This is a genomic window from Streptomyces sp. NPDC043867 (assembly GCF_056435845.1).
In genome coordinates, this window is record NZ_JBWKDS010000025.1 from 48,397 (window position 1) to 73,685 (window position 25,289).

Sequence of the window (25,289 nt, forward strand, 5' to 3'; positions counted from 1 at the left end):
GGCGAGCGTCGGGGCAGCAGCCCGTGCTCCGCCGTTGATCTGACACCATTCCCCGGGGGCCCCGTTCGGCGGACGGACGGAGCTCGTTCGGAAAGACTTGCGACCAGGGGACGGATGGGACCGCGCAGTGCGGGGCTACGAACGCCAGGAGCGAGAGCCGGCGGCTGACGTCGACCACCTCTCTCGGTTCGAGGCCGAGATGGAACGGCTGAAGACCGAGCGGGAGAAGGCCGTCCAGCACGCCGAGGACCTCGGCTATCAGGTCGAGGTGCTGCGCGCCAAGCTGCACGAGGCGCGCCGCACTCTGGCGTCCCGTCCTGCCTACGACGGAGCCGACCTCGGCTATCAGGCCGAACAGCTGCTCCGCAACGCCCAGATCCAGGCCGACCAGCTGCGCGCGGACGCCGAGCGGGAGCTGAGCCAGGCCCGCGCGCAGACGCAGCGCATCCTCCAGGAGCACGCCGAACAGGCCGCCCGGCTCCAGGCGGAGTTGCACCAGGAGGCCGTCACCCGCCGCCAGCAGCTCGACCAGGAGCTGGCGGAGCGCCGGCAGACCGTCGAGTCCCACGTCAACGAGAACGTGGCCTGGGCCGAGCAGCTGCGCGCCCGCACCGAGCAGCAGGCCCGCCGGCTCCTGGAGGAGTCGCGTGCCGAGGCCGACCAGGCGCTGGCCGCGGCCCGCGCGGAGGCCGAGCGGATCGCCGCCGAGGCCCGCCAGCGGCTCACCACCGACGCCGAGACGGCCCGCGCGGAGGCCGAGCAGCTGCTGCGCCGGGCGCGTACGGACGCCGAACGCCTGCTGAACGCCGCGTCCACGCAGGCCCAGGAGGCCACCCAGCACGCCGAGCAGCTCCGCAGTTCCACCGCGACGGAGTCCGACGCCGCGCGGCGCCAGGCCACCGAGCTGAGCCGGACCGCCGAGCAGCGCATGGCGGAGGCCGAGAAGGCGCTGCGCGAGGCGCGTGCCGAGGCCGACAAGCTGGTCGCCGAGGCGAAGGAGGCCGCCGCCAAGGCGCTGGCCGGCGCGGAGTCGGCGAACGAGCAGCGCACGCGGACGGCGAAGGAGCAGGTCGCCCGGCTGGTCAGTGAGGCCACCAAGGAGGCCGAGACCACCAAGGCGGACGCCGAGCAGCTCGTCGCCGACGCCCGGGCGGCGGCCGAGAAGATCGTCGCGGAGGCCGAGGAGAACGCCCGCACCCTCACCGCCGAGGAGACCGCCTCGCAGCTCGCCAAGGCGGCGCGCACGGCCGAGGAGGTCCTCGACAAGGCGTCGGAGGACGCCAGGAAGACCACCAGGGCGGCGACCGAGGAGGCCGAGCGGATCCGCTCCGAGGCGGAGGCCGAGGCGGACCGGCTGCGGGCCCAGGCGCACGACATCGCCGAGGAGCTCAAGGGCGCGGCGAAGGACGACACCAAGGAGTACCGGGCCAAGACGGTCGAGCTGCAGGAGGAGGCGCGCCGGCTGCGCGGCGAGGCCGAGCAGCTGCGCGCCGACGCGGTCTCCGAGGGCGAGCGGATCCGCGGCGAGGCCCGGCGTGAGGCCGTCCAGCAGATCGAGGAGGCGGCGAAGACCGCCGAGGAGCTGCTGGCCAAGGCGAAGGCGGACGCGGACGAGCTGCGGACGACCGCCACCGCGGACAGCGAGCGGGTGCGCACCGAGGCCATCGAGCGCGCGACGACGCTGCGCCGGCAGGCCGAGGAGACGTTGGAGCGCACGCGCGCCGAGGCGGAGCGGCATCGTGCGGAGGCCGTCGAGCACTCCGAGGGCATCACGGCGGACGCCGAGCGGGCGGCGCTGGAGCTGCGCGAGGAGACCGAGCGGGCGCTCACGGCCCGGCGGGCCGAGGCCGCGGAGGAACTGAACCGGCTGCGCACGGAGGCCGAGGAGCGTCTCGCCGTCGCCGAGCAGGCGCTGACGGACGCCCGCGCGGAGGCCGAGCGGATCCGCCGCGAGGCCGCCGACGAGGCGGAGCGGCTGCGCACGGAGGCCGCCGAGCGGATCCGTACGCTGCAGGGGCAGGCCGAGGCGGAGGCGGAGCGGCTGCGCACGGAGGCGGCGGCGGACGCGTCCGCGTCGCGGGCCGAGGGCGAGAACATCGCCGTACGGCTGCGTTCGGAGGCCGCGGCGGAGGCCGAGCGGCTGAAGTCGGAGGCCCAGGACACCGCCGACCGGGTGCGGGCGGAGGCGCAGGCCGCGGCGGAGCGGCTGGCGGCCGAGGGTGCCGAGACGCTGGCCGCCGCGCAGGAGGAGGCCGCCCGGCGCCGTCGCGAGGCCGAGGAGCTGCTCGGTGCGGCGCGTCAGGAGGCCGACCAGGAGCGCGAGCGGGCCCGCGAGCAGAGCGAGGAGCTGCTGGCGTCGGCGCGTACCCGCGTGGACGAGGCGCAGGCGGAGGCCGTACGGCTGGTCGAGGAGGCCGACCGGCGTGCGACGGAGATGGTCGCGAGCGCCGAGCAGACCGCTCAGCAGGTGCGCGACGCCGTGGCCGGGCTGCACGAGCAGGCGCAGGAGGAGATCACCGGGCTGCGTTCGGCCGCCGAGCACGCGGCGGACCGTACGCGGACCGAGGCGCAGGCGGAGGCGGACCGGGTCCGTGCCGACGCGTACGCCGAGCGGGAGCGCGCCGCCGAGGACGCGGCGCGGGTGCGGCGGGAGGCGTCCGAGGAGTCGGAGGCCGCCAAGTCCCTCGCGGAGCGCACGGTCGCGGACGCGATCGCCGAGTCCGAGCGGATGCGTTCGGATGCCGCGGAGCACGCCCAGCGGGCCCGTACGGAGGCGTCCGACACCATCGCGAACGCCGATCAGGACGCGTCGCGCACCCGCGCGGAGGCCAGGGAGGACGCGAACCGGATCCGTTCCGACGCGGCCACGCAGGCGGACACCCTCATCAACGAGGCGCGGTCCGAGGCGGAGCGGCTGGCGAACGAGACGGCGGCGGAGGCCGAGCGGGTCCGTGCGGAGTCCGTCTCGAAGGCCGAGAAGCTCATCTCGGACGCGACGGGCGACGCGGAGCGGCTGCGCGCCGAGGCGGCGGAGACGGTCGGTTCCGCGCAGCAGCACGCGGAGCGGATCCGTACGGAGGCGGAGCGGGTCGGGGCCGAGGCGGCCGCAGAAGCCGAGCGGGTCACGACGGCCGCGCGCGAGAAGGCCGAGCAGATGCTGGACGAGGCCCGCCAGGAGGCAAACAAGCGGCGTTCCGAGGCGGCCGAGCAGGTCGACACGCTCATCTCGGAGACGGCCGCCGAGGCCGACAAGCTGCTCTCGGAGGCGCAGCAGGCGGCGCAGAAGACCACGGCGGACGCCGAGGGGCAGGCCGACACGATGGTGGGCGCGGCCCGCAACGAGGCCGAGCGTCTGGTGTCCGGGGCGACCGTGGAGGGCAACACGCTGGTGGAGCGGGCCCGTGCGGACGCCGACGAGCTGCTGGTCGGGGCGCGCCGGGACGCCACGGCGATAAGGGAGCGGGCGGAGGAGCTGCGGGACCGGATCACCTCGGAGATCGAGGAGCTGCACGACCGGGCCCGGCGGGAGTCCGCGGAGGCGATGAAGACGGCGGGCGAGCGCTGCGACGCGCTGGTGAAGGCCGCCGAGGACCAGCTCGCGCAGGCCGAGGCGAAGGCGAAGGATCTGGTCGCGGAGGCCAACTCCGAGGCGAGCAAGGTGCGGATCGCCGCCGTCAAGAAGGCCGAGGGGCTCCTCAAGGAGGCCGAGCAGAAGAAGTCCTCGCTCGTCGCCGAGGCCACGAAGATCAAGGCCGACGCCGAGCAGGAGGCACGGCGCATGGTCGAGGAGGGCAGGCGCGATCTCGATGTGCTGGTGCGCAGGCGTGAGGACATCAATGCCGAGATCTCCCGTGTCCAGGACGTCCTGGAGGCGTTGGAGTCTTTCGAGGCCCCGGCTGCCGGCAAGGACGGTGGGGTCAAGGCGGGTGCTGCCGTCGGCGCGCCCCGTTCGGGTGGCAAGACGTCAGAGAGCTAGCGGAGAGCACCTGTTCGGTGCTTGGCCAGGACCTTCGGCACAGCCGCTGGCAAGCTCTGCGACAGGTAGCCACCCAAAAGGAGTGTCATTCTCCAGATCAAACACGTATCCGCTCGATGACACACCGCTTTGGCCCCTAGGATTCCCTCTATCACCTCACCGGTCTCATTCGACAGGAACCCCATGAGCGACACTTCCCCCTACGGCTTCGAGCTTGTGCGGCGTGGGTACGACCGCGCTCAGGTGGACGAACGCATTTCGAAGCTCGTCTCCGACCGTGACAGCGCTCTGGCCCGTATCACTGCTCTCGAGAAGCGCATCGAGGAACTCCACCTCGAGACGCAGAATGCCCAGGCCCAGGTCAGCGACGCGGAGCCCTCGTACGCGGGTCTCGGCGCGCGCGTCGAGAAGATCCTCCGCCTCGCCGAGGAGGAGGCGAAGGACCTGCGCGAGGAGGCCCGTCGCGCGTCCGAGCAGCACCGTGAGCTCGCCGAGTCGGCGGCCCAGCAGGTGCGCAACGATGCAGAATCGTTCGCTGCGGACCGCAAGGCCAAGGCGGAGGACGAGGGCGTCCGGATCGTCGAGAAGGCCAAGAGCGAGGCTTCCCAGCTGCGTTCCGACGCGCAGAAGGACGCGCAGTCGAAGCGCGAGGAGGCGGACGCCCTCTTCGAGGAGACCCGCGCCAAGGCCGCACAGGCGGCCGCGGACTTCGAGACCAACCTGGCGAAGCGCCGCGAGCAGTCGGAGCGCGACCTCGCGTCCCGTCAGGCCAAGGCCGAGAAGCGTCTCGCGGAGATCGAGCACCGCGCGGAGCAGCTGCGCCTGGAGGCCGAGAAGCTGCGTACGGACGCCGAGCGCCGGGCCCGTCAGACGGTGGAGACCGCGCAGCGCCAGGCCGAGGACATCGTGGCCGACGCGAACGCCAAGGCGGACCGGATCCGTTCGGAGTCCGAGCGCGAGCTGGCGGCGCTCACCAACCGCCGCGACTCCATCAACGCGCAGCTCACGAACGTCCGCGAGATGCTCGCGACGCTCACGGGTGCCGCGGTGGCCGCGACCGGCACTCCCGCCGAGGACGAGCCGGTCTCGCGTGGGGTTCCCGCGCAGCAGTCCCGCTAGCCGGTAGCGAGGAACAGCGACAGCACGGGCCCGCGCCTCCCCCGGAGGAGCGGGCCTTCGTCGTGCGGCCCTTTTCCTGCGGTGGCAGGCCCCCGGGGCCCGTTCTAACGTGGCCGCATGATCGAGCTCGAGGGGCTGACCAAGCGGTACGGCGAGAAGGTGGCGGTCGACGACCTCACGTTCGCCGTCCGGCCCGGCATCGTCACCGGTTTCCTCGGCCCCAACGGCGCGGGGAAGTCGACCACGATGCGGATGATGCTCGGGCTCGACCGTCCCACCTCGGGCGACGTCCGGATCGACGGCAGGCACTACGACCGGCTGAAGGATCCGCTGACGTACATCGGCGCCCTGCTGGACGCCAAGGCCATGCACGGCGGCCGCACCGCGTTCAACCACCTGCTGTGCCTGGCCCAGAGCAACGGCATTCCGAGGGCGCGGGTGCACGAGGTCCTCGACACGGTGGGGCTCACCTCGGTCGCCCGGAAGAAGGCGAAGGGGTTCTCGCTCGGCATGGGCCAGCGGCTCGGGATCGCGGGCGCGCTGCTGGGCGATCCGCGGATCCTGATGTTCGACGAGCCGGTGAACGGGCTGGACCCCGAGGGCATCCACTGGATCCGCACGCTGATGAAGTCCCTTGCCGCGCAGGGCCGTACGGTTTTCGTCTCGTCCCACCTGATGAGCGAGATGGCGCTCACCGCCGGCCACCTCGTCGTCATCGGCCAGGGCCGGCTGCTGGCGGACACGTCGATGGCGGACTTCATCGCGCAGAACTCGCGGTCGTACGTCCGTCTGCGCTCGCCCCGGCACGAGCGGCTGCTCGACGTGCTGCACGGGGCGGGGATCACGGCCCTCCAGGTGGGCGACGGCACGCTGGAAGTGGACGGCGTGCGGTCGGAGGAGATCGGTGAGCTGGCCGCCCGGCACCAGCTCGTGCTGCACGAACTGAGCCCTCAGCGGGCTTCGCTGGAGGAGGCGTTCATGCAGCTGACCGCGGAGTCGGTGGAGTACCACGCGCACACCGGGCCGCCGCTCGCCGGGGCCGGGGCGGCAGCTACGGCTCCGGCTGCCGCGCCGCGGCGGTGGGGCAACGACCGGCAGGGGGACCGGTCATGACGGCGACGCAGGTGGTCAGGTCCGAGTGGACGAAGATCCGTTCCGTGGCGTCCACGGTCTGGACGCTCGGCCTCGCCGCGGTGGTCACGGTCGCGCTCGGCATCCTGATCTCGCTGCTGTCGAAGAACGAGTTCGACAACATGAGCGAGCGGGACCGGCTGGCGTTCGACCCGACGTTCATCAGCTTCGCCGGGATGAGCCTCGGTCAGCTGGCGATGATCGTGTTCGGCGTGCTGGTCGTCTCGAACGAGTACAGCACCGGCATGATCCGCACCTCGCTCGCCGCGGTGCCGCAGCGCGGCACGTTCCTCTTCAGCAAGATCACCGTGGCGACCGCGCTCGCCCTGCTGGTCGGGCTGCTCACCAGCTTCGTCGCCTTCTTCCTCGGCCAGGCGGCGCTCGGCCCGCACCGGGCGTCGATCGGCGACCCGGGCGTGCTGCGCGCGGTGATCGGCGGCGGGCTCTACATGACGCTCATCGCGGTGTTCTCGATGGGGGTCGCGACGATGCTCCGCAGCCCGATGCTCTCCCTCGGCATCCTGATGCCGTTCTTCTTCCTGATCTCCGCGATCCTCGGCAACGTCTCCGCGACCAAGAAGGTCGGCCGCTTCCTTCCCGACCAGGCGGGCAGCAGGATCATGCGGGTGGTGAACCCGCTGGACGACGACACCCCGTACGGCCCGTGGGGCGGCCTCGGCATCATGGTGCTGTGGGTGGCCGCGGCGCTGGTCGGCGGGTATCTGCTCCTCCGGAAGCGGGACGCCTAGGGCCTGTCGTTTGGATCACGCCGGCGTCGCGGGGTCCGGCACGCACATCTGCGGCGTTGTCGTCGGTCGCCGACGCTCCGCGTCGACTCCCTCCTCCGCCTTGCAGCTGCACGCGCCAGACCCCACTCGGGTCGGTCAGGACGAACCGTCGGTCACAGCCAGCCTGATCCAAACGACAGGCCCTAGGCGTTCCGGAGAAGGGGACGCGCACGAGTTCGCGGTGCGGCGCAGGAGTGGACCGCCTGCTTCCGGATCCGCCCCCACCAGGCAGGACGCGTACCTGACAAAGAAGAGCACGCCCCGCTGACCGATCACGCTCGTGACCTGCGTGGTTTTACTTTCTCTTGAGTGGAACCGTCAGCGCCCGGATATCCTCCTAAGCCTTACGGGGGCGTGTGCCCCGTCGTCCTGAACCTTTCGATGGGTGCGGAGCATGATCGAGGCAGTCGGCCTGACGAAGCGCTACGGCGCCAAGACGGCCGTGTACAACCTTTCCTTCCAGGTGCGGCCGGGTGCCGTCACCGGCTTCCTCGGGCCCAACGGCTCGGGCAAGTCGACGACGATGCGCATGATCCTCGGCCTGGACAACCCCACCTCGGGGCAGGTGACGATCGGCGGCTACCCGTACCGCAAGCTGCCGAACGCCCCCCGCCAGGTCGGCGCCCTCCTCGACGCCAAGGCCGTGCACGGCGGCCGGCACGCCCGCAACCACCTGCTCTGCCTCGCGCAGTTGTCGGGCATCCCGGCCCGCCGCGTCGACGAGGTCCTCGGCGTGGTCGGCCTCCAGGACGTGGCCAGGAAGCGGTCCAAGGGGTTCTCGCTCGGCATGGGCCAGCGGCTCGGTATCGCCGCCGCGCTCCTCGGCGACCCCCAGGTGCTGCTCTTCGACGAGCCGGTCAACGGCCTCGACCCCGAGGGCATCCTCTGGGTGCGCAACCTGATGAAGTCCCTCGCCGCGGAGGGCCGCACGGTCTTCGTCTCGTCCCACCTGATGAGCGAGATGGCGCTCACCGCCGACCACCTCATCGTGATCGGGCGCGGCCAGCTCCTCGCCGACTCCAGCATCCGCGACTTCATCTCGCACAACTCGGCCGACTTCGCCCGGGTCCGCACCCCGGACACCGAGCCCCAGCTGCGCGAGAAGCTGACCGCCGCGCTCACCGAGGCCGGCGGCCAGGTGCTGCCCGAGCAGGACGGCGCGCTGCGCGTCATGGGGCTGCCGCTGCCCCGCATCAGCGACCTCGCGCACTCCGCCGACGTACGCCTGTGGGAGCTGTCGCCGCACCAGGCCTCGCTGGAGGAGGCGTACATGCGGATGACGCAGGGCGCCGTCGACTACCGCTCGACCATCGACCAGAAGGCGGGGCTCCAGCAGGAGCTGCCGCCGGGTGCCGTGCCCCCGGGCGCCGTGCCGCAGATGCCGGTACCGGGCCAGGGCCAGCCGGGCTGGTACGCCCCGCCGCCGCCCCAGCACGGCGGACAGCCGTTCGCGATGCCGCAGGGAGCGCCTCCGGCGGGCCCGTACGGCGCCCCCGCGACCCCGGGCGCCGGCCCGGCCGCTCAGCCCAACCCGTACGCCCAGGCCGCGCCCCAGGCCCCCGGGCAGCCTTTCGCACAGCCCTCCGCGGCACCCGCCGCGCCCTCTGCCGCTCCCGACCTGAACAAGCGCGACAGCGAGGACCCCCGATGAGCACGCCCCAGCCCCCGATGCCGCAGCAGACCGCGCCCGCCCCCGACTGGCAGGCGGGGCCGGGCGGTTCGTACACCTCGCCGATCCCGGTCACCCGCACCCACCTCGGACACGCGCTCACCTCCGAGTGGACGAAGATCAAGTCGGTGCGCTCCACGATGTGGACGCTCGGCGTGTTCCTGCTCCTGGTCATCGGCATCGGCTTCCTGGTCGCCGTCCAGACGGAGGACGCGGACTACACCGACGTCCCGTACACGATCCCGGCCTTCTTCGGCCTGATCCTCGGCCAGATCTGCCTGATCACACTGGGCGTCCTGGTCGTCTCCTCCGAGTACGGCACGGGCATGATCCGTACCACCTTCACGGCCTCGCCGCAGCGCCACCGGGTGCTCACCGCCAAGCTGCTGATCTTCTTCGCGGTCGCGTTCGTCGTCTCGGCCTTCGCCATCGGGCTGGTCGGCCTGATCACGTCGGGTCTGCACGGCGGTTCCTCGGAGAACGAGTGGGGCGGCACGGTCCTCAAGGGCGCGCTGTACGTCTCGCTGCTCGGGGTGCTGGCGCTCGCCGTCGGTTCGATGCTGCGGCACTCGGCCGGTGCGATCACCACGATGCTGGGTGTCGTGCTGGTGCCCGCGATCATGCCCGCGTTCCTGATGATGTCCGAGAGCATGCGCTCCATCGGCGAGAAGATGATGGACTACAACGCGCCCAACGCCCTCGCCAAGATCTTCGAGCTGGACAGCGAGACCGGCGGCGGCAACGCGCAGCTCGGCCTGCTCGTCGGGGTGACCCTGGCGGCGATCGCCGGCGCCTTCGTCCTGCTGGAACGACGCGACGTCTGAGCCGTCCGGAGCCCGCCCCGGCCCGGCGTCCGGCCGGCGGAGAGGTACGGAGCCTCAGAACCGCGGCGCGTTACGGGACCGCTGCACCCGCGAGGTGCGGCGGTCCTTCGCGTTCCAGCAGGCCTTGTGCCAGTGGCGCCGCTCGTCCACCCCTGAGTGCTCGGGCCAGGCCACCACGTGCGGGACGCCGGAGGGAATCATCTGGTCGCAGCCCGGGCAGCGGTAGAACTTGCCCTGGGCGCCGGCACCCGCCACGTGGCGTACGCTCCATTCCTCGCCCCGCCAGCTCTCCGTGGACTGCCAGCCGCCGTAGCGGCCGGACCGCTCGTCCTGGTTCGCGGACCCGCTCGAACCGGACGAGCCGGCGCCCTTCGGACGGTTGCGACGCGGGGACACGGGACACCTCACGGAGCTGTACAGGGAGCAGGAGCCGCGTCCAGCCTACGCGGCTGCCGCCCGGGTCAGGCGTACTTCACCGGCCCCTCCGCCCCCGCTGACCGGCCTGTTCTCCAGACAATCCGCAAATCCCCCCGGCAAGCCGTGTCTTCGGCACGTGTCAGGGGGTTATGCCGGTGGGGAAGCTCCGCGTCGGTGCCAAGGAGGCAGGAGTGCGATGCGCGTAGGAAGTTTTGTACTGGCGGCCCAGTTCCCGGGTCAGGGCCCGGGAGAGGCGCTGCACCGCGCGGTGCGATCGGCCGAGGTCGCCGAGGAGGCGGGACTCGACTCGGTATGGCTGGCCGAGCACCACTTCGTGCCGTACGGGACGTGCCCCTCGGCCGTCACCCTGGCCGCGCTGCTGCTCGGCCGTACCCGGCGGATCCGGGTCGGCACGGCGGTGAGCGTGCTGCCCACCGCGCATCCCGTGGCCCTCGGCGAGCAGGCCGCGCTGCTGCACGTGACGTCCGGCGGCCGCTTCTCACTGGGGGTGGGCCGCGGCGGTCCCTGGGTGGACCTCGAGGTCTTCGGCTCCGGCCTCGACGCGTACGAGAAGGGGTTCCCGGAATCACTCGATCTGCTGGTGCGCTGGCTGCGTGAACCGTCCGTCGCCGGCACCGGGGAGCGCTTCCGCTTCCGCGAGGTCCCCGTCGTGCCGAGGCCCTCGGAGAACCTGAGCGGCGCGGCGGGCCCCGAGGTCGTCGTCGCCTGCACCTCCCCGGCGAGTGTCCGGCTCGCCGCGGAGCGCGGACTGCCGATGCTTCTCGGGATGCACGTCGGCGACGAGGAGAAGGCCGAAATGGTCGCGTTCTGGCGGCGGCAGGCGCGCGCCGCGGGGCGTCCGGCCGAGGAGATCGTCACCGCCGGTCATGTCTCGGCGGGCGTCTGCCAGATCGCCGACCGCCGCAGGGACGCGGCGGAGACCCTGCTGAAGTCGATGCCGGGCTGGCTGAAGCAGGGGCTCGAAGCCCATGTGACGGTCGACGGGCGCGCCCGCAGCATGCGGGACCCGTGGGCGTACACCGAACTGCTCTGCGGGCTGCACCCGGTGGGGACGCCGAAACTGTGCGCCGACCGGCTCGCGGCGACGTCGGAGCGCACCGGCATCTCGCGCTTCGCCCTGCTGGTCGAGGGCTCGGGAGACCTGGCGACGACCGAGGAGAACGTACGACGGCTCGGCGCCGAGGTGCTTCCTCACCTCGGCTGAGCGGACCGTTCGTGCGGGGAGCTTGCCGCCCCGGTACAGATGCACCTCCCGCGTACGGAGCGGCAAGCAGTGCGGCCGGCCGCGTCAGCAGTCCCGGAACTCCGGCGACTGGTTCAGCAGCTGGCTGCGGACCGACGTGAAGCGTGCCAGCGTGTCGTCCACCGTGGCGTCCAACGGGAACACCGCGACCCGGTGGCAGTTCTGGAAGGCCAGCCGCACTCCGAAGTGCCGCTGGAGCGCGCCGCGTATCGCGTCACTCGCGAGCGCACGCAGCAGCTGGCCACGTGCCTGCTCGTCCGGCGGCGGCGTCTGGTTGTCGGCGAAGTTGCCTCCGTCCACCTTCAGCTGGGCCACCAGGGAGCTGATCATCTCCCACGCGTAGGGCAGGGAGGTCCGGACGCAGTCGACGAAGTCAGCTTCGTCGACCTCGCCTCGCTCGGCCTGTTCGAGTAGGGCCGGTGAGACGTCGAGCGACATGGGTTCTCCTCTCGCACCCCCGGGAAAGCGGGGGTTGACGGACAGGGCGGAAGACCGCGACATCAGACACGCTGCGTACACGCATCGCGACCTCCCGTTTATACGGTAGGCAACGGAGGATGGCGGCACCAGGAGAATGCCCACACAGCGAACAACCCGTAGGCACACAATCGGCCAGTACTGAACACGGGAGTTCCAGGGCAAACAGGCGTGTTCGAAACGCCTCGCGGTGCGCCCGGGGACGGAGGGACGCGGGCGAATCGCGTGCAGCGGTACCGGTCGAGTAGCGTTGCCGACCATGCGTCTCGTCATCGCCCGGTGTTCCGTCGACTATGCGGGCCGGCTCACCGCCCATCTCCCGTCCGCCCCCCGCCTCATCCTCGTGAAGGCTGACGGGAGCGTCTCCATCCACGCGGACGACCGGGCCTACAAGCCCCTCAACTGGATGTCGCCGCCCTGCACGCTGAAGGAGGGTTCCGGCGACGAGGAAGGCGTGTGGACCGTCATCAACAAGGCGGGCGAGAAGCTCATCATCACGATGGAGGAAGTCCTCCACGACTCCTCGCACGAACTGGGCGTGGATCCCGGCCTGATCAAGGACGGCGTGGAAGCGCACCTCCAGGAGCTGCTGGCGGACCGCATCGAGACGCTCGGCGAGGGGTACACGCTCATCCGCCGCGAGTACATGACGGCCATCGGCCCCGTCGACATCCTCTGCCGCGACGCCGAGGGCCGGACGGTCGCCATCGAGATCAAGCGGCGCGGCGAGATCGACGGCGTGGAGCAACTCACGCGCTATCTGGAGCTGTTGAACCGCGACCCGCATCTCGCGCCGGTGCGCGGCATCTTCGCCGCCCAGGAGATCAAACCGCAGGCCCGCGTCCTCGCCACGGACCGCGGCATCGGCTGCACGGTGCTGGACTACAACGCGCTGCGCGGCATCGAGGACGACAAGCTGCGGCTGTTCTGAGCCGGGGCGCGACGCGGGGGGCCGGATCCTTTTCCCGGATCCGGCCCCCCGCGTCGTACGGCCCGGCTCACATCACCGGGGCACCGCTCGTCCCCGTGGGCGGGCCGGCCGGCCCGCTCGCGGAACTGGTCGTAGCCGGGCCACTGGCGGAGTTCGAGGTGGCCGGCGCGGAGGGCGTTCCGCTCGACGACGGGGATGTCGAGGACGACGGCGACGGGCTCGTCGACGGCTTGCTCGTCGAAGGCTTGGGCGACGTCGACGGTTTCGGCGACGACGGCTTGGACGTGGGCGACTTCGACGGCGACTTCGAGGGACTCGGCCCCTTCGTCCCGCTCGGGTCGTCCGACGGCGTCCCGCCTGCGGTCGGTGTCGGGTCGTCCGACGTGCCGTAGGTGCCGTCCGGCCCCGGATCGGTCGGCTTGCTCGACACCCCCGCGTCCCCGGCGCCCGTGTCGCCCTCGTCCGCGCCGAGGCTGTCGTCGTCGGTGTCCTGGCCGGCCGAGGGGCTGACGCCGACCCTGTCGGACGGGTCCTCGTTGTTGTCGGAGGTCATGCCGAGCGTGACCACGGTGCCCAGCACCGCGGCCAGGAGAGCGCCCGAGCCCGCGGCGACCAGGTTGCGGCGCGTACCGCTCACGAGGCCCTTGATGCCGCCGGGCCGCCGTACGGGGGCGGGTACCGCGGTCGTCCGCCGGGCGACGAGCGTCGCGGGCTCGGGCGGCGCGGGCAGGGCGAACGCGGCCGGTACGCCGCCGGGAGGCGTCAGGGGCTCCTCGCTGCGCGCGTCGGGCGTCTCCCCGCCCGCCGCGACGCGCCCGACGGGCGGTACGGCCCCGGAGCGGTCGGCGACCAGCGCGAGGGCGCGGCGGCCGGCCACGGTGCCGCGCTTGTCGGCGAGGGCGCCGCGCAGCCCGATGGAGGCCTCCAGTTCGGCGCGGGCCCGGTCCAGCTGGCCGGCGCAGAGCGCGAGGATGCCCAACTCGTGGTGGAAGTAGGCCTGGTCCGGGACCTCGCCGGCGAGCCGGGAGGCCTCGGCGCCGGCGCGCAGCGCCCGTTCCCAGGCGCTCCAGTGCAGGCCGGCGGCGAAGGCGGGCGCGGCGGTGCGGGCCAGCTGGACGCAGGCGCTCTCCTCGTCGTCGAGCGGGGCCGTGGTGAGCGGCGCCAGGAGGGTCAGCGCCGCGAGGACGGCGTCCGCCTCCGCGCAGACCCGCTCGGGGGTGACGGAGGGGTGTCCGGTCCACCAGGTGTAGTGCCGGGCGGCGGTGAGCGCGTGGTCCTCGATGTCGTCCGCGTATCCGGAGGCCTCGAGCTGGGCCTGTACGCCGGCCGCGAGCCGGTAGCGGGAGCCGACCGGGGTGACCAGCGCGCAGTTGGCGAGTTCGGCGAGGGCCGCGTCGGCGTGGGTGTCGCCCACGAGGGCCGGCAGATGCGCCTGGTGGGGCACCTCGCCGCCGAGCGCGACCGCGAACCGCAGGGTGGCGCGGGCCGACTCGCTGAGCCGGGAGGCGAGCAGCGCGGCGGGGGCGGCGCCCTCGGCGAGCGAGGGCAGCGGGACCGCGGGGGTGTCGTCGGCGTCGTTCGGCGCGTCGGGGTGTGCGTCCTCGCGGTACCCGAGGCCGTCGGCCGGCTCGGGGTGGGCGTGCAGCCGGTCGCGCTGCCGCAGCAGGGCGCCGGCCTGCACGAAGCGCAGCGGGAGGCCTTCGGACTCGAACCAGAGGTCGCCCGCCCAGTTCGACTCGTCCTCGGTCAGTTCCCGGCCGACGGCGCGCTCCAGGAGCTCGATGCCGCCACTGCGGTCGAGACCGCCGAGGAACACCTCTTCGAGGAGGGAGTCGCCGGACGGCGCGGGGACGTCGGGTGTGGTGCCGATCACGAAGGCGCACTCGGGGGTGGCGTCGAGCAGTTCGTCGAGGGCGCTGCCGCCGAACTCCAGGTCGTCGAGGACGACGACCGCGCCGATCTCACGGACGAGCCCGAGCAGCTCCTCCCGTTCGGGGCGGTGGCGGGGCGCGTCGTAGACGGCGGCGAACAGGTCGTGCAGCAGGTCGCCGGCCGTGCGCCGGTAGCCGCTGAGGCGTACGACGCCGTCGGGCGCGAGGTCCGCGCAGTCGTCGGCGACGGCGTCCAGGAGGGTGGTGCGGCCCGAACCGGCGGGGCCGGTGAGGCGTACGGAGCGGCCGCGGGCCAGCAGCCGGACGAGGCGCTCGCGCTCGTCCTGGCGCTCCAGGAGGGGGAGCCGGGCCTGTGCGGGTCCCGGCGGCACGGGCGGGTGGGCCGAGCGGGCCTGTTCTGCGCGGTCGGCGGCGGTGGACTTGGCCGGCCGGCGGGGCCGCTGCCCCGGCGGGCAGTTCTCTATCTCGCTGCCGTCGACGGGGTTGACGGTGAGCAGGAAGTCGCCCGAGAAGAGCTGGACGGTGCGGGCGAGTGCCGGCGTGGGCTGGCCGAAGTCGGAGGCGAGTGCTTCGCGCGGCGGACGCTGCCGAGGCGTCCGGCCGTCGTCGTCATGACCGTACTCCGCGGGTTCCCGGTGATTCGGGTCCATGATGTCCTGCCCCCCAAAAGCGTCGGGTGCCGAGCCCCTCCCGGCCTTGCTGCACACCGCGCTGTCGCTTCTGGTCCGGTGCCCGCTCCAGGGGTTCAGACTGCGGGCAGGCGAACCCTAAACCTTCGCTCAGTATCCGGGAACAGGCGGGGTACCGGGTCGCCCGAGACGTCACAGCTTCGTGAGGATTGCGTGCGAGGGTACCTTTCGTGCGGCGGGTCAGACCCGGGGCAGCGACTCGACCCCGAGGCCGCCCTCGATCGCCAGGATCCGGTGCAGCCGGGTGGCCACCAGCAGGCGCTGCATCTGCGTCGGTACGCGGCGCAGGACGAGCCGTCGGCCGCACCGCCCGGCCCGTCGGTGGGCTCCCATGATGACGCCGAGTCCGGTGGCGTCCCAGGAGTCCAGCTCGGACAGGTCGAGCACCAGGTCGCCGACTCCGTCGTCGACGGCCGAGTGCAGGACCGTACGGGCGTCCGCCGCGCTGCGGACGTCGAGGCGGCCCCCGACGACCAGCTCGGCGTGGTCGCCCCTGATGTACATATGCGCTCCCCGAGAGTGCGTTTCGTACTCCGCGTCTGTCTGTCTGCGTGTGACTGTGTGCACCGTCTGACTGCCCTGGGGCCGCAGAGGTTGCCGTCTGTGAGCGAACCGATACCGAATTCACCCGTGGGGGTGACGGCCGGGAGGACCGTACGGATTCGGTGCCTGGATTCAGTGCTTGTAGAAGCCCTGCCCGCTCTTGCGCCCGATGTCACCGGCGTCAACCATCCGGCGCATCAGCTCCGGCGGTGCGAACTTCTCGTCCTGGGACTCCGTGTAGATGTTGCCGGTCGCGTGCAGCAGGATGTCGACGCCCGTCAGGTCGGCCGTGGCCAGGGGGCCCATGGCGTGCCCGAAGCCCAGCTTGCAGGCGAGGTCGATGTCCTCGGCGGAGGCCACGCCCGACTCGTACAGCTTGGCCGCCTCGACGACGAGCGCCGAGATGAGACGGGTGGTCACGAAGCCGGCGACGTCGCGGTTGACGACGATGCACGTCTTGCCGACGGACTCGGCGAACTCCCGCGTGGCGGCGAGGGTTTCGTCGCTCGTCTTGTAGCCGCGCACCAGCTCGCACAGCTGCATCATCGGGACCGGTGAGAAGAAGTGCGCACCGACCACGCGCTCCGGGCGCTCCGTCACGGCCGCGATCTTGGTGATCGGGATGGCGGAGGTGTTGGAGGCGAGGACGGTGTCGTCGCGGACGAGCTTGTCGAGCGCGCGGAAGATCTCGTGCTTGACCTCGAGCTTCTCGAACACGGCCTCGACGACGATGTCGGCGTCGGCGGCCGCGTCGAGGTCGGTGCTGGTGGTGATGCGCCCGAGCGCGGCCTCGGCGTCCTCGGCGGACAGCCTGCCCTTGCTGACGAACTTGTCGTAGGACGCCTTGATGCCGTCGGTGCCGCGGGTCAGGGCTTCGTCGGTGACGTCACGCAGAACGACGTCCCAGCCCGCTTGCGCGGAGACCTGGGCGATACCGGATCCCATGAGACCGGCTCCGATGACGGCGAGCTTCCGTGCCACTCCGACTCCCCTTAACACGCTGTTTATGTAGCCTCTCCGGCGGACCCTAGCGCTCGTGAGGGCCGCTGTGACCGGTAAGTAATGCGCGTCACGTCTCATCTGACGGACATCACACCGGCCCGGGTCATCGCGGCGCCCGGACGGCGTAGTTGAGGACCCGGTCGCTCAGCAGGTCCTCCATCTCGTCGAGGAGCACCAGCGTTTCGCGGGACACTTCGCCCGGATTGCGCCCCTGGACCATCTCGCGTCCGATGGAGCCCATGACCGTGTGGTGGATCCAGTTGACCTGACCCGCCATCAGGGCCGGGACGGGATCGCCGGCGGCGGCGCCCGTCTCCTCGCGCAGGGTCGCCTCCAGGTTGTCCTGCACCTCCTGCTGGATGCTCCACAGGCGGGAGCGCAGGGGCGGCGCCTCGTCGATCACCTTCATGAAGCGGGCGTAGCCCTCCATCAGGCCGATCCGGGGCGAGACCGCCTCGACCTCCTCGCGCAGCTCGCGCAGCACGGCCGCGGCGGCCGACTCCCCGACGGCCCGGCCGCGCACCCAGCGCGAGAGGCGGTCGACGACGCCCTTGCTGCGGTCGAGGAAGAGGTCCTCCTTGGTCGCGAAGTAGTTGTAGACGGTGTTCACGGAGACGTCGGCGGCCTCCGCGACGTCCGCGATCGTGACCGCCAGGAAGCCGCGCTCCAGGAACAGTCCCGTGGCGATGTCCGAGATCCGCTGCCTGGTCTCGCGCTTCTTGCGCTCCCTGAGTCCCTCAGCCATCCCCGCATCGTAACGCCGACTGGACTCCCTACAATTTTGGGGGCATTGCAAAATTGCAGCGGCTCTGTTTTTCTGGGGGCATGGCAATCATCAGTACCGCCGGACTGGCCCGTACCTTCCGGACGAAGCACGGCCCCGTGGAGGCCGTGCGCGGCATCGACCTGACCGTCCGCGCGGGCGAGATCCTCGGCTTCCTCGGCCCGAACGGCGCCGGCAAGACGACCACCCTGCGCATGCTGACCACCCTGCTGAGGCCCACCGGCGGCGCGGCCACCGTCGCCGGCCACGACCTGGTCGCCGACCCGGCCGCGGTGCGGCGGGCCTGCGGCTACGTGGCCCAGTCCGGCGGGGTCGACCCGCAGATCGGCGTGCGGGAGGAGCTGGTCACCCAGGGCCGTCTGTACCGGCTGACGAAGGCGCGGGCGGCGGCCCGTGCCGAGGAGCTCGCCGAGGACCTCGGTCTCACCGGGCTGCTCGACCGCAGGGCGGGCGCGCTCTCCGGTGGGCAGCGGCGGCGCCTGGACATCGCGATGGCGCTGACCCACCGCCCGAAGCTGCTCTTCCTGGACGAGCCGACGACGGGCCTCGACCCCGGCAGCCGGGCCGACCTGTGGAACCTGATCCGCCGCCTGCGCGACGAGCACGGCACGACCGTGTTCCTGACCACCCACACCTCGACGAGGCCGACGCCCTGTCCGACCGGCTGGTGATCGTGGACGAGGGCGTCGTCGTGGCCGAGGGCACTCCGGGCGCCCTGAAGCTGCGCTACGGAGGCGCGCCGGACGCGACCCTCCAGGACACGTTCCTCGCCATCACCGGCCGCGTCCCGGCACCGGCCGACGCCGCCCCCGCCGCCCTGTAGGAGTCACCCGAAGATGCTGCTCCACGACACGGCCCTCATCTACGGCCGCTACCTCCGCCAGTCCCTCCGCTCCCGGTTCGCCCTGCTCTTCGGCGTGCTGATGCCGCTCCTGTATCTCCTCTTCTTCGGCCCGCTGCTGACGAACCTCCCGCTCGGCGGGCAGGGCAGCTCCTGGCAGGTGCTGGTCCCCGGCCTGCTCATGCAACTCGGCCTGTTCGGTGCCCTGTTCGCGGGTTTCGCGGTCATCATCGAGAACGGTCAGGGCGTGGTCGAGCGGATGCGGGTGACCCCGGTGAGCCGCCTCGCCCTGCTCCTCGGCCGGGTCCTGCGCGAAGCCACGGTCTTCGTCTTCCAGGCGGTGCTGCTGGTGCTGGCCGCGCTGGCGATGGGCCTGCGCGCACCGCTCGCCGGCATCCTGATCGGCTTCGCGTTCGTGGGCCTGCTCACGGTGTCGCTGGCCTCGCTGTCGTACGCGGTGGCGCTGCGGGTCCGCACCCCGCAGCAGTTCGGCCCGCTGATCAACGCCGTGTCCATGCCGTCGATGCTGTTGTCCGGCCTGATGCTCCCGATGACCCTCGCCCCGGGCTGGCTGGACGTCCTCTCGCACTTCATGCCGTTCCGCTATCTGGTGGACGCGGTGCGGGACGCGTACGTCGGCTCGTACACGACGGCGCACATGCTGTACGGCGTCCTGGTGGCCCTCGGCCTCACCGTGCTCGCCGTGACGGTGGGCACACGCGGCTTCCGCGGGGCCGAAGCGTAACTACGCTGGCCGCATGGTCAATCTGACGCGCATCTACACCAGGACCGGCGACCGGGGCACCACCGCCCTCGGCGACATGAGCCGGGTCGCCAAGACCGATCTGCGGATCTCCGCCTACGCGGACGCCAACGAGGCGAACGCGGCCCTCGGCACGGCGATCGCGCTCGGCGGGCTCGACGAGGAGACCGTCAAGGTCCTCACCCGCGTCCAGAACGACCTGTTCGACGTGGGCGCGGACCTGTCGACACCGGTCGTCGAGAACCCCGAATTCCCGCCGCTGCGCGTCGAGCAGTTCTACATCGACCGCCTGGAGGCCGACTGCGACCGCTTCAACGAACGGCTGGAGAAGCTCCGCTCGTTCATCCTGCCCGGCGGCACGCCCGGCGCGGCGCTGCTGCACCAGGCGTGCACCGTCGTCCGCCGGGCCGAGCGGTCCACCTGGGCCGCCATGGAGGTGCACGGCGAGGTGATGAACCCGCTGACGGCGACCTACCTCAACCGGCTGTCGGACCTGCTGTTCATCCTCGCCCGCACGGCCAACAAGGGGGTCGGGGACGTGCTGTGGGTCCCGGGCGGGGAGCGCTGACGCGGGGCGGCGCTTCGGCCAGATCAGGTAGGTGAGCGCGATCAGGCCGTGGATCCCGGCCGCCCGCAGCGCCACCCCCTGGTAGGAACGCATGGACTCGGTGCCGCCGTCCTCGCCGACGTAGGTGATCGCGCCCTGGAGGAGGGCGCAGGCGACGGCGGCCGCCAGCAGCGTACGGAGCCAGAGCCCGCCCTCGTGGCGGGCCCGGGCCAGGCCGTAGCGGGGCGGTGGCACAGGGGGCGGTCCGCCGGCGAGGCGGTGGGCCGCGTGACCGTCGAGCCACCGCACCGTGTAGTGCCCGTAGGCGACGGTGAACCCGATGTAGAGGGCGGCCAGGCCGTGCTCCCAGCCCGGCTCGGCGCCCCGCTTCAGGTCGAGGGCTGTCACCGCGAACAGGACGAGTTCCAGCAGCGGCTCGCCCAGCAGCAGGGCAAGACCGGTACGGCGCAGCCCCAGCAGGTAGCGGGCCGTCAGACCGGCCGCCAGCAGCACCCAGAAGCCCACTTCACAGGCGATGATCAGTCCGATGATCACGATCGCTCCTCTCGCTCACCTCCTCAAGGCTCCCCGCCGCAGCCTGCCGGGGCGTCGTCGGCGATGACGAGGCGCGACTGCATCCTTCGATGTAGCCGGGGACCGTCCGCGGGAAGCACGCGCCCCGCCCGCCCGCCGTGTTGGATGGAGCCATGGCCGCCCCGCTCCCCCGCCCGCACCGCTTCGACGCGTACATCGCGGCCGCCGGCCTGCTCAGCGGCGTACTCGTGTGGGCGTTCGGCCTGTATTCGAACCCCGGCCGGCTGCTCGCCGAACCGTGGGTGCTGGTCCCGCTCGCCGCGATGGCGGCCCTCGAGCTGCTGCGCCGGAGCAGGCCGCAGGCCGCCGTCGTGGCCGGCACGCTGGCGCTCGTCGCGGACCAGTTCACGCGGGGCAGCATCGTGACGGTGCTGCTGTACACCGACCTCATGTACGCGGCCGCCCTCTACGGCAGCCCGGCCGCCGCCCGCCGTCTCCCCGTCACCACCGGGCTGGTCACCGTCGGGATGACGGTCGGGTTCCTCGCCTGGTGGCGAACGCCCGACGCGCTGCTGATCGGCTTCGCGACCGGCATCGTGGCGTTCGCCCCGGCCGTCACCGGCGTGGTGGTCCGCAACCACCGGGACGCCGCCGACTCCGCCCGGCTGCGGGCCGAGCAGACCGCGCTGCTCGCGGAGATGGACCGGGTGCAGGCGGTCACCGCCGAGCGGGCCCGGATGGCACGCGAACTGCACGACATGGTCGCCAACCATCTGTCCGCGATCGCCATCCACTCCACGGCCGCGCTCTCCCTCGACGACCCTCGCACCACACGGGACGCCCTCACCGTCATCCGCGAGAACAGCGTCGACGGCCTCGCCGAGATGCGCCGGCTCATCGGCATCCTGCGGCACGACAGCGGCGACCGGGAGCCGGCCGCGGCACCGACGCTGGAGGGGGTCGGCACGCTCGTCGCGGCAGCCCGCACCAACGGTCTCGACGTCGTCCTGGAGGCCGCGCACGAGGACGGACTCCCCGCGCCGCTGGAACTCGCCGCCTACCGCATCGTCCAGGAGTCCCTGACCAACGCCCTCAAGCACGCCGCCGCGGGCCGGGTCGCCGTCACCCTCGCCCAGCGGGACGGGCTGCTCACCGTGCGGGTGACCAGCCCCTGCGGCGACCGGGACGGGCCGCGGGCACCCGGTTCCGGGGCGGGCCTGACCGGTATGCGGGAGCGGGTCGCCCTGCTCCACGGCACCTTCGACGCGGGCCCCGAGGAGCCGCCGGGCTCCCCCGGCGGCCCGCTCTGGACCGTGCGTGCCACGCTGCCCCTGAGCCATGGAGGAACCGGATGATCCGCGTGCTCGTCGCCGAGGACCAGGCCGCCGTACGGGCCGGACTCGTCCTCATCCTGCGCAGCGCGCCCGACATCGAGGTGGTCGGCGAGGCCGCGGACGGCGAGCGGGCGGTGTCGCTCGCCCGTGAACTGCGGCCGGACCTGGTCCTGATGGACGTCCAGATGCCCCTGCTCGACGGGGTCGCGGCCACCCGCCGGGTCGTCGCCGAGGAGCTGGCCGACGTGCTCGTGCTGACCACCTTCGACCTCGACGAGTACGTCTTCGGGGCGCTGCGCGCGGGTGCCGCCGGTTTCCTGCTGAAGAACACGGACGCCCGGGATCTGCTGGCGGCCGTGCGGACGGTGGCGCGCGGCGAGGGACTGATCGCACCGGCCGTGACCCGGCGTCTGATCGCCGAGTTCGGCGCCCGGCCCGTGCGTGAGCCGTCGGCCGATCCGGCCGTCCTCGAAGCCCTCACCCGCCGGGAACGGGAGGTGCTGTCCTGTCTCGGCCGGGGACTGTCCAACGCGGAGATCGCGGTCCGCCTCGACATGGCCGAGGCCACGGTGAAGACGCACGTCAGCCGCCTGCTGGGGAAGCTGGGGCTGCGCAGCCGGGTCCAAGCGGCCGTGCTCGCACAAGAGTTGGGCGTCTGATCCGCCCCCACCTCACTGGTCCAGACCTATTGACCGATGGTCCAGACCTTTCTATTCTCGCCGCACTGCGCTGGAACATGCCCACGTCATCCCCGCCACCGGTCAGCAGCCCCCGGAGGCGACCAGAAGAAGAGGAGAGGCATCATGCGCTTCCGGCAGAGAGCCAGAAACAGAGCGATCGCGGGGCTCACCACCCTGCTGCTCCCGTTCGCCGCGATGGTCGGGCTCGCGAGCCCCGCCTCGGCGGCCACCTCCGTCACCGCCACGTACGCCAAGACCCAGGACTGGGGCTCGGGCTTCGAGGGCAAGTGGACCGTCAAGAACACCGGCACCACCAGCATCAGTTCCTGGACGGTGGAGTGGGACTTCCCCTCCGGCACCTCCGTCACCTCGTCCTGGGACGCGGACGTCACCGGCTCCGGCACCCACTGGACCGCCAAGAACAAGTCCTGGAACGGCACGCTCGCCGCGGGCGCCTCCGTCTCCTTCGGCTTCAACGGCTCCGGCTCGGGCTCGCCCGCCAACTGCAAGCTCAACGGCGACAGCTGCGACGGCACCACCGTCCCCGGTGACGCGTCCCCCTCGGCCCCCGGCACCCCGACCGCGTCCGGCGTCACCGACACCTCGGTGAAGCTCTCCTGGAGCGCCGCCACCGACGACAAGGGCGTCAAGAACTACGACGTCCTGCGCGACGGCGCCAAGGTCGCCACCGTCACCACCACCTCGTACTCGGACACCGGACTGACCGCCGGCACCGACTACTCCTACACCGTCCAGGCCCGCGACACCGCCGACCAGACCGGCCCGGTGAGCGGCGCGGTCAAGGTCCACACCACCGGCGGCGGCGGCACGGACCCGGGCACCGGCGGCAAGGTCAAGCTCGGCTACTTCACCGAGTGGGGCGTCTACGGGCGCAACTACCACGTGAAGAACCTGGTCACCTCCGGCTCCGCCGCGAAGATCACGCACATCAACTACGCCTTCGGCAACGTGCAGGGCGGCAAGTGCACGATCGGTGACGCCTACGCCGACTACGACAAGGCGTACACCGCCGACCAGTCGGTCAGCGGCGTCGCGGACACCTGGGACCAGCCGCTGCGCGGCAACTTCAACCAGCTGCGCCAGCTGAAGGCCAAGTACCCGAACATCAAGGTCCTGTGGTCCTTCGGCGGCTGGACCTGGTCCGGCGGCTTCACCGACGCCGCGAAGAACCCGGCCGCCTTCGCCCAGTCCTGCTACGACCTGATCGAGGACCCGCGCTGGGCCGACGTCTTCGACGGCATCGACATCGACTGGGAGTACCCGAACGCCTGCGGTCTGTCCTGTGACACCAGCGGCCCGGCAGCGATCAAGAACCTCACCTCCGCGCTGCGCGCGAAGTTCGGGTCCAAGAACCTGGTCACCGCCGCGATCACCGCGGACGGCAGCGACGGCGGCAAGATCGACGCGGCCGACTACGGCGGCGCGGCCACCTCGCTCGACTGGTACAACGTGATGACGTACGACTACTTCGGCGCCTGGGACAAGACGGGCCCGACCGCCCCGCACTCCCCGCTGACCTCCTACTCGGGCATCCCGAAGGAGGGCTTCACCTCGGCCGCGGCGATCGCCAAGCTCAAGGCCAAGGGCGTCCCGGCGAGCAAGCTCCTGCTCGGCATCGGCTTCTACGGCCGCGGCTGGACCGGCGTCACGCAGTCCGCGCCCGGCGGCACCGCGACCGGCCCGGCTGCCGGGACCTACGAGCAGGGCATCGAGGACTACAAGGTGCTCAAGACGGCCTGCCCGGCCACCGGCACCGTCGCCGGCACGGCGTACGCGCACTGCGGCACCAACTGGTGGAGCTACGACACCCCGGCGACCATCGGCTCGAAGATGACCTGGGCCAAGAGCCAGGGCCTGGGCGGAGCGTTCTTCTGGGAGTTCAGCGGTGACACCAGCAACGGAGAGCTGGTGGGCGCGATCAACAGCGGCCTGCAGTAGACGGCACGCCGCGAGGCACCGGCACTGAGCACCAGGCCCAGGCGCTAAAGCACCAAGCACTGAGCACTAAGCACTAAGCACTAAGCACTAAGCACTAAGCGACATTGACGCGCTGACCGGGCGGGGCTGCTTCCAGCCACGCGAGAAATCCGGTCAGCGCGTCTTCGCTCATCGCCAGCTCCAGCCGCGTACCCCGGTGCAGACAGGTGAGGATGATCGCGTCGGACAGGAGCGCCAGCTCCTCCTCGCCCTCGGGGGCGCGGCGGCCGGCCACCTCGATCGCCGAGCGCTCCAGGGTCCGGCGCGGCCGGGGGGCGTAGGAGAAGACGCGGTACCACTCGATGCGGTCGCCGTTGTAGCGGGCGACCCCGTAGCTCCAGCCCTTGCCGTTGGTGTCGCTCTTCTCGGGGACGTCCCAGCGCAGGCTGCAGTCGAACGTTCCGCCGGAACGCTGGATCAGCCGGCGGCGGAGACCGAAGACGAACAGCCCCACCACCACGAGGGCCACTACCAACCCGCACACAGTCAGAGCGAGGACCATCGACACCGACCTCCTCGTCTCCTAGGTAAAGCAGGTAATGGAACGGAAAAAAGCACCCGCATCGCCTCAGCCGCGACCCGGTCTGGATTGCTCCAGTCCCGGCCGCGGCTGAGTCACGTCATTACGTGCGTGCTGGGGTCAGCGAGCCGACACCGCACGCAGTCGGACATCCGCGCGACGCTCGGCGGACGCGTCCGCGTCCGACTTCGCGCGCTCGAGCGCCCGCTCCGCACGCTGGACATCGATCTCGTCCGACAGCTCGGCGATCTCGGCCAGCAGGGAGAGCTTGTTGTCCGCGAACGACATGAAACCGCCGTGCACAGCGGCGACGACCGTCGCACCGTCGTTCGTACGAATGGTCACCGGGCCCGACTCCAGCACACCGAGCAGCGGCTGGTGACCGGGCATGACGCCGATGTCGCCGGACGTGGTACGCGCGACGACCAGGGTGGCCTCGCCGGACCAGACACTGCGGTCCGCGGCGACGAGCTCGACGTGCAGCTCAGCAGCCAAGGTGGGCTCCTCGGGTCACCACCCGGCGTTGCTGCCGGGTGTTGGGTCAAAGTCTAGTGGGCGTACGAGAG

Annotated in this window: 21 protein-coding genes and 2 pseudogenes; 14 read left to right on the forward strand and 9 right to left on the reverse strand. The window is 71.8% G+C overall.

Features of this window, described 5'->3' with window-relative positions; all coding sequences use genetic code 11:
- The first annotated feature begins 127 nt into the window (after positions 1-127).
- The 6 genes from scy to AC069T_RS24100 all read left to right on the forward strand — a co-directional run bounded on the left by scy (position 128) and on the right by AC069T_RS24100 (position 9,507).
- On the forward strand, positions 128-3,976 hold the full coding sequence (gene scy, locus AC069T_RS24075; RefSeq protein WP_478784687.1) for a polarized growth protein Scy: 3,849 nt from the start codon (positions 128-130) through the stop codon (positions 3,974-3,976).
- Between the two features lie 183 nt (positions 3,977-4,159).
- A complete protein-coding gene (locus AC069T_RS24080) occupies positions 4,160-5,095 on the forward strand; it encodes a cellulose-binding protein (RefSeq protein ID WP_476754799.1) in 936 nt (311 codons plus the stop codon).
- A 117-nt stretch (positions 5,096-5,212) separates the two neighbouring features.
- Positions 5,213-6,208 carry an ATP-binding cassette domain-containing protein gene (locus tag AC069T_RS24085; protein ID WP_478784688.1) on the forward strand — a complete coding sequence of 332 codons (996 nt, stop codon included), beginning with the start codon at positions 5,213-5,215 and terminating at the stop codon, positions 6,206-6,208.
- Positions 6,205-6,975, forward strand: a complete 771-nt coding sequence (locus AC069T_RS24090; RefSeq protein WP_478784689.1) for an ABC transporter permease — start codon at positions 6,205-6,207, stop codon at positions 6,973-6,975. Before AC069T_RS24085 ends, AC069T_RS24090 begins: the two co-directional genes overlap by 4 nt.
- Positions 6,976-7,408: 433 nt before the next feature.
- A complete protein-coding gene (locus AC069T_RS24095) occupies positions 7,409-8,665 on the forward strand; it encodes an ABC transporter ATP-binding protein (protein ID WP_478784690.1) in 1,257 nt (418 codons plus the stop codon).
- Entirely contained in the window at positions 8,662-9,507 is an 846-nt protein-coding gene (locus AC069T_RS24100; RefSeq protein ID WP_478784691.1) for an ABC transporter permease, read from the forward strand. Before AC069T_RS24095 ends, AC069T_RS24100 begins: the two co-directional genes overlap by 4 nt.
- Before the next feature lie 54 nt (positions 9,508-9,561).
- On the opposite strand, the gene AC069T_RS24105 is transcribed toward AC069T_RS24100, so the two are convergent.
- Positions 9,562-9,903, reverse strand: a complete 342-nt coding sequence (locus tag AC069T_RS24105; protein WP_478784692.1) for an ATP/GTP-binding protein — start codon at positions 9,901-9,903, stop codon at positions 9,562-9,564.
- A 217-nt stretch (positions 9,904-10,120) separates the two neighbouring features.
- On the opposite strand from AC069T_RS24105, the gene AC069T_RS24110 reads away from it, so the two are divergent.
- Positions 10,121-11,149 carry an LLM class flavin-dependent oxidoreductase gene (locus AC069T_RS24110; RefSeq protein WP_478784693.1) on the forward strand — a complete coding sequence of 343 codons (1,029 nt, stop codon included), beginning with the start codon at positions 10,121-10,123 and terminating at the stop codon, positions 11,147-11,149.
- An 84-nt stretch (positions 11,150-11,233) separates the two neighbouring features.
- Here AC069T_RS24110 and AC069T_RS24115 read toward each other — a convergent pair whose 3' ends face one another.
- Positions 11,234-11,626: an SCO5389 family protein gene (locus AC069T_RS24115; protein ID WP_355791419.1), complete on the reverse strand. Its 393-nt coding sequence runs from the start codon at positions 11,624-11,626 to the stop codon at positions 11,234-11,236.
- A gap of 298 nt (positions 11,627-11,924) precedes the next feature.
- Between AC069T_RS24115 and nucS the strand changes: the two genes are divergently transcribed.
- Positions 11,925-12,596 carry an endonuclease NucS gene (gene nucS / locus AC069T_RS24120; protein ID WP_358854211.1) on the forward strand — a complete coding sequence of 224 codons (672 nt, stop codon included), beginning with the start codon at positions 11,925-11,927 and terminating at the stop codon, positions 12,594-12,596.
- Between the two features lie 67 nt (positions 12,597-12,663).
- Here the strand turns inward: nucS and AC069T_RS24125 are convergent, their stop codons facing one another.
- The 4 genes from AC069T_RS24125 to AC069T_RS24140 form a co-directional block, all read right to left on the reverse strand.
- The gene (locus AC069T_RS24125) at positions 12,664-15,138 is read right to left on the reverse strand and encodes an ATP-binding protein (RefSeq protein ID WP_478784694.1); all 2,475 of its coding nucleotides are present in this window, start codon (positions 15,136-15,138) and stop codon (positions 12,664-12,666) included.
- A gap of 219 nt (positions 15,139-15,357) precedes the next feature.
- The gene (locus AC069T_RS24130) at positions 15,358-15,681 is read right to left on the reverse strand and encodes an STAS domain-containing protein (protein WP_358854209.1); all 324 of its coding nucleotides are present in this window, start codon (positions 15,679-15,681) and stop codon (positions 15,358-15,360) included.
- Between the two features lie 171 nt (positions 15,682-15,852).
- Positions 15,853-16,701 carry a 3-hydroxyacyl-CoA dehydrogenase family protein gene (locus AC069T_RS24135; protein ID WP_358854208.1) on the reverse strand — a complete coding sequence of 283 codons (849 nt, stop codon included), beginning with the start codon at positions 16,699-16,701 and terminating at the stop codon, positions 15,853-15,855.
- A 124-nt stretch (positions 16,702-16,825) separates the two neighbouring features.
- The gene (locus AC069T_RS24140; protein WP_478784695.1) at positions 16,826-17,467 is read right to left on the reverse strand and encodes a TetR/AcrR family transcriptional regulator; all 642 of its coding nucleotides are present in this window, start codon (positions 17,465-17,467) and stop codon (positions 16,826-16,828) included.
- Positions 17,468-17,547: 80 nt separating this feature from the next.
- Between AC069T_RS24140 and AC069T_RS24145 the strand changes: the two are divergent.
- From AC069T_RS24145 to AC069T_RS24155, 3 genes and pseudogenes are all read left to right on the forward strand, one after another.
- A pseudogene (locus AC069T_RS24145) lies at positions 17,548-18,329 on the forward strand (ABC transporter ATP-binding protein).
- Positions 18,330-18,342: 13 nt separating this feature from the next.
- Positions 18,343-19,092 carry an ABC transporter permease gene (locus AC069T_RS24150; RefSeq protein WP_478784696.1) on the forward strand — a complete coding sequence of 250 codons (750 nt, stop codon included), beginning with the start codon at positions 18,343-18,345 and terminating at the stop codon, positions 19,090-19,092.
- 13 nt (positions 19,093-19,105) lie between these two features.
- The gene (locus AC069T_RS24155) at positions 19,106-19,678 is read left to right on the forward strand and encodes a cob(I)yrinic acid a,c-diamide adenosyltransferase (RefSeq protein ID WP_358854204.1); all 573 of its coding nucleotides are present in this window, start codon (positions 19,106-19,108) and stop codon (positions 19,676-19,678) included.
- Here AC069T_RS24155 and AC069T_RS24160 read toward each other — a convergent pair.
- Positions 19,679-20,212 (reverse strand): annotated as a pseudogene (locus AC069T_RS24160) (hypothetical protein); the annotation flags it as partial.
- 152 nt (positions 20,213-20,364) lie between these two features.
- On the opposite strand from AC069T_RS24160, the gene AC069T_RS24165 reads away from it, so the two are divergent.
- From AC069T_RS24165 to AC069T_RS24175, 3 genes are all read left to right on the forward strand, one after another.
- Positions 20,365-21,546, forward strand: a complete 1,182-nt coding sequence (locus AC069T_RS24165) for a sensor histidine kinase (protein WP_478784697.1) — start codon at positions 20,365-20,367, stop codon at positions 21,544-21,546.
- Complete coding sequence (locus AC069T_RS24170; RefSeq protein ID WP_478784698.1) at positions 21,543-22,184, forward strand: response regulator; 642 nt, start codon at positions 21,543-21,545, stop codon at positions 22,182-22,184. Before AC069T_RS24165 ends, AC069T_RS24170 begins: the two co-directional genes overlap by 4 nt.
- Before the next feature lie 144 nt (positions 22,185-22,328).
- Positions 22,329-24,164, forward strand: coding sequence for a glycosyl hydrolase family 18 protein (locus AC069T_RS24175; RefSeq protein WP_478784699.1), 1,836 nt, complete (start codon positions 22,329-22,331; stop codon positions 24,162-24,164).
- Between the two features lie 94 nt (positions 24,165-24,258).
- Here AC069T_RS24175 and AC069T_RS24180 read toward each other — a convergent pair whose 3' ends face one another.
- The gene (locus tag AC069T_RS24180) at positions 24,259-24,705 is read right to left on the reverse strand and encodes a DUF2550 domain-containing protein (protein WP_358854199.1); all 447 of its coding nucleotides are present in this window, start codon (positions 24,703-24,705) and stop codon (positions 24,259-24,261) included.
- A gap of 138 nt (positions 24,706-24,843) precedes the next feature.
- Positions 24,844-25,218, reverse strand: coding sequence for a F0F1 ATP synthase subunit epsilon (locus AC069T_RS24185; RefSeq protein WP_478784700.1), 375 nt, complete (start codon positions 25,216-25,218; stop codon positions 24,844-24,846).
- Between the last annotated feature and the right edge of the window lie 71 nt (positions 25,219-25,289).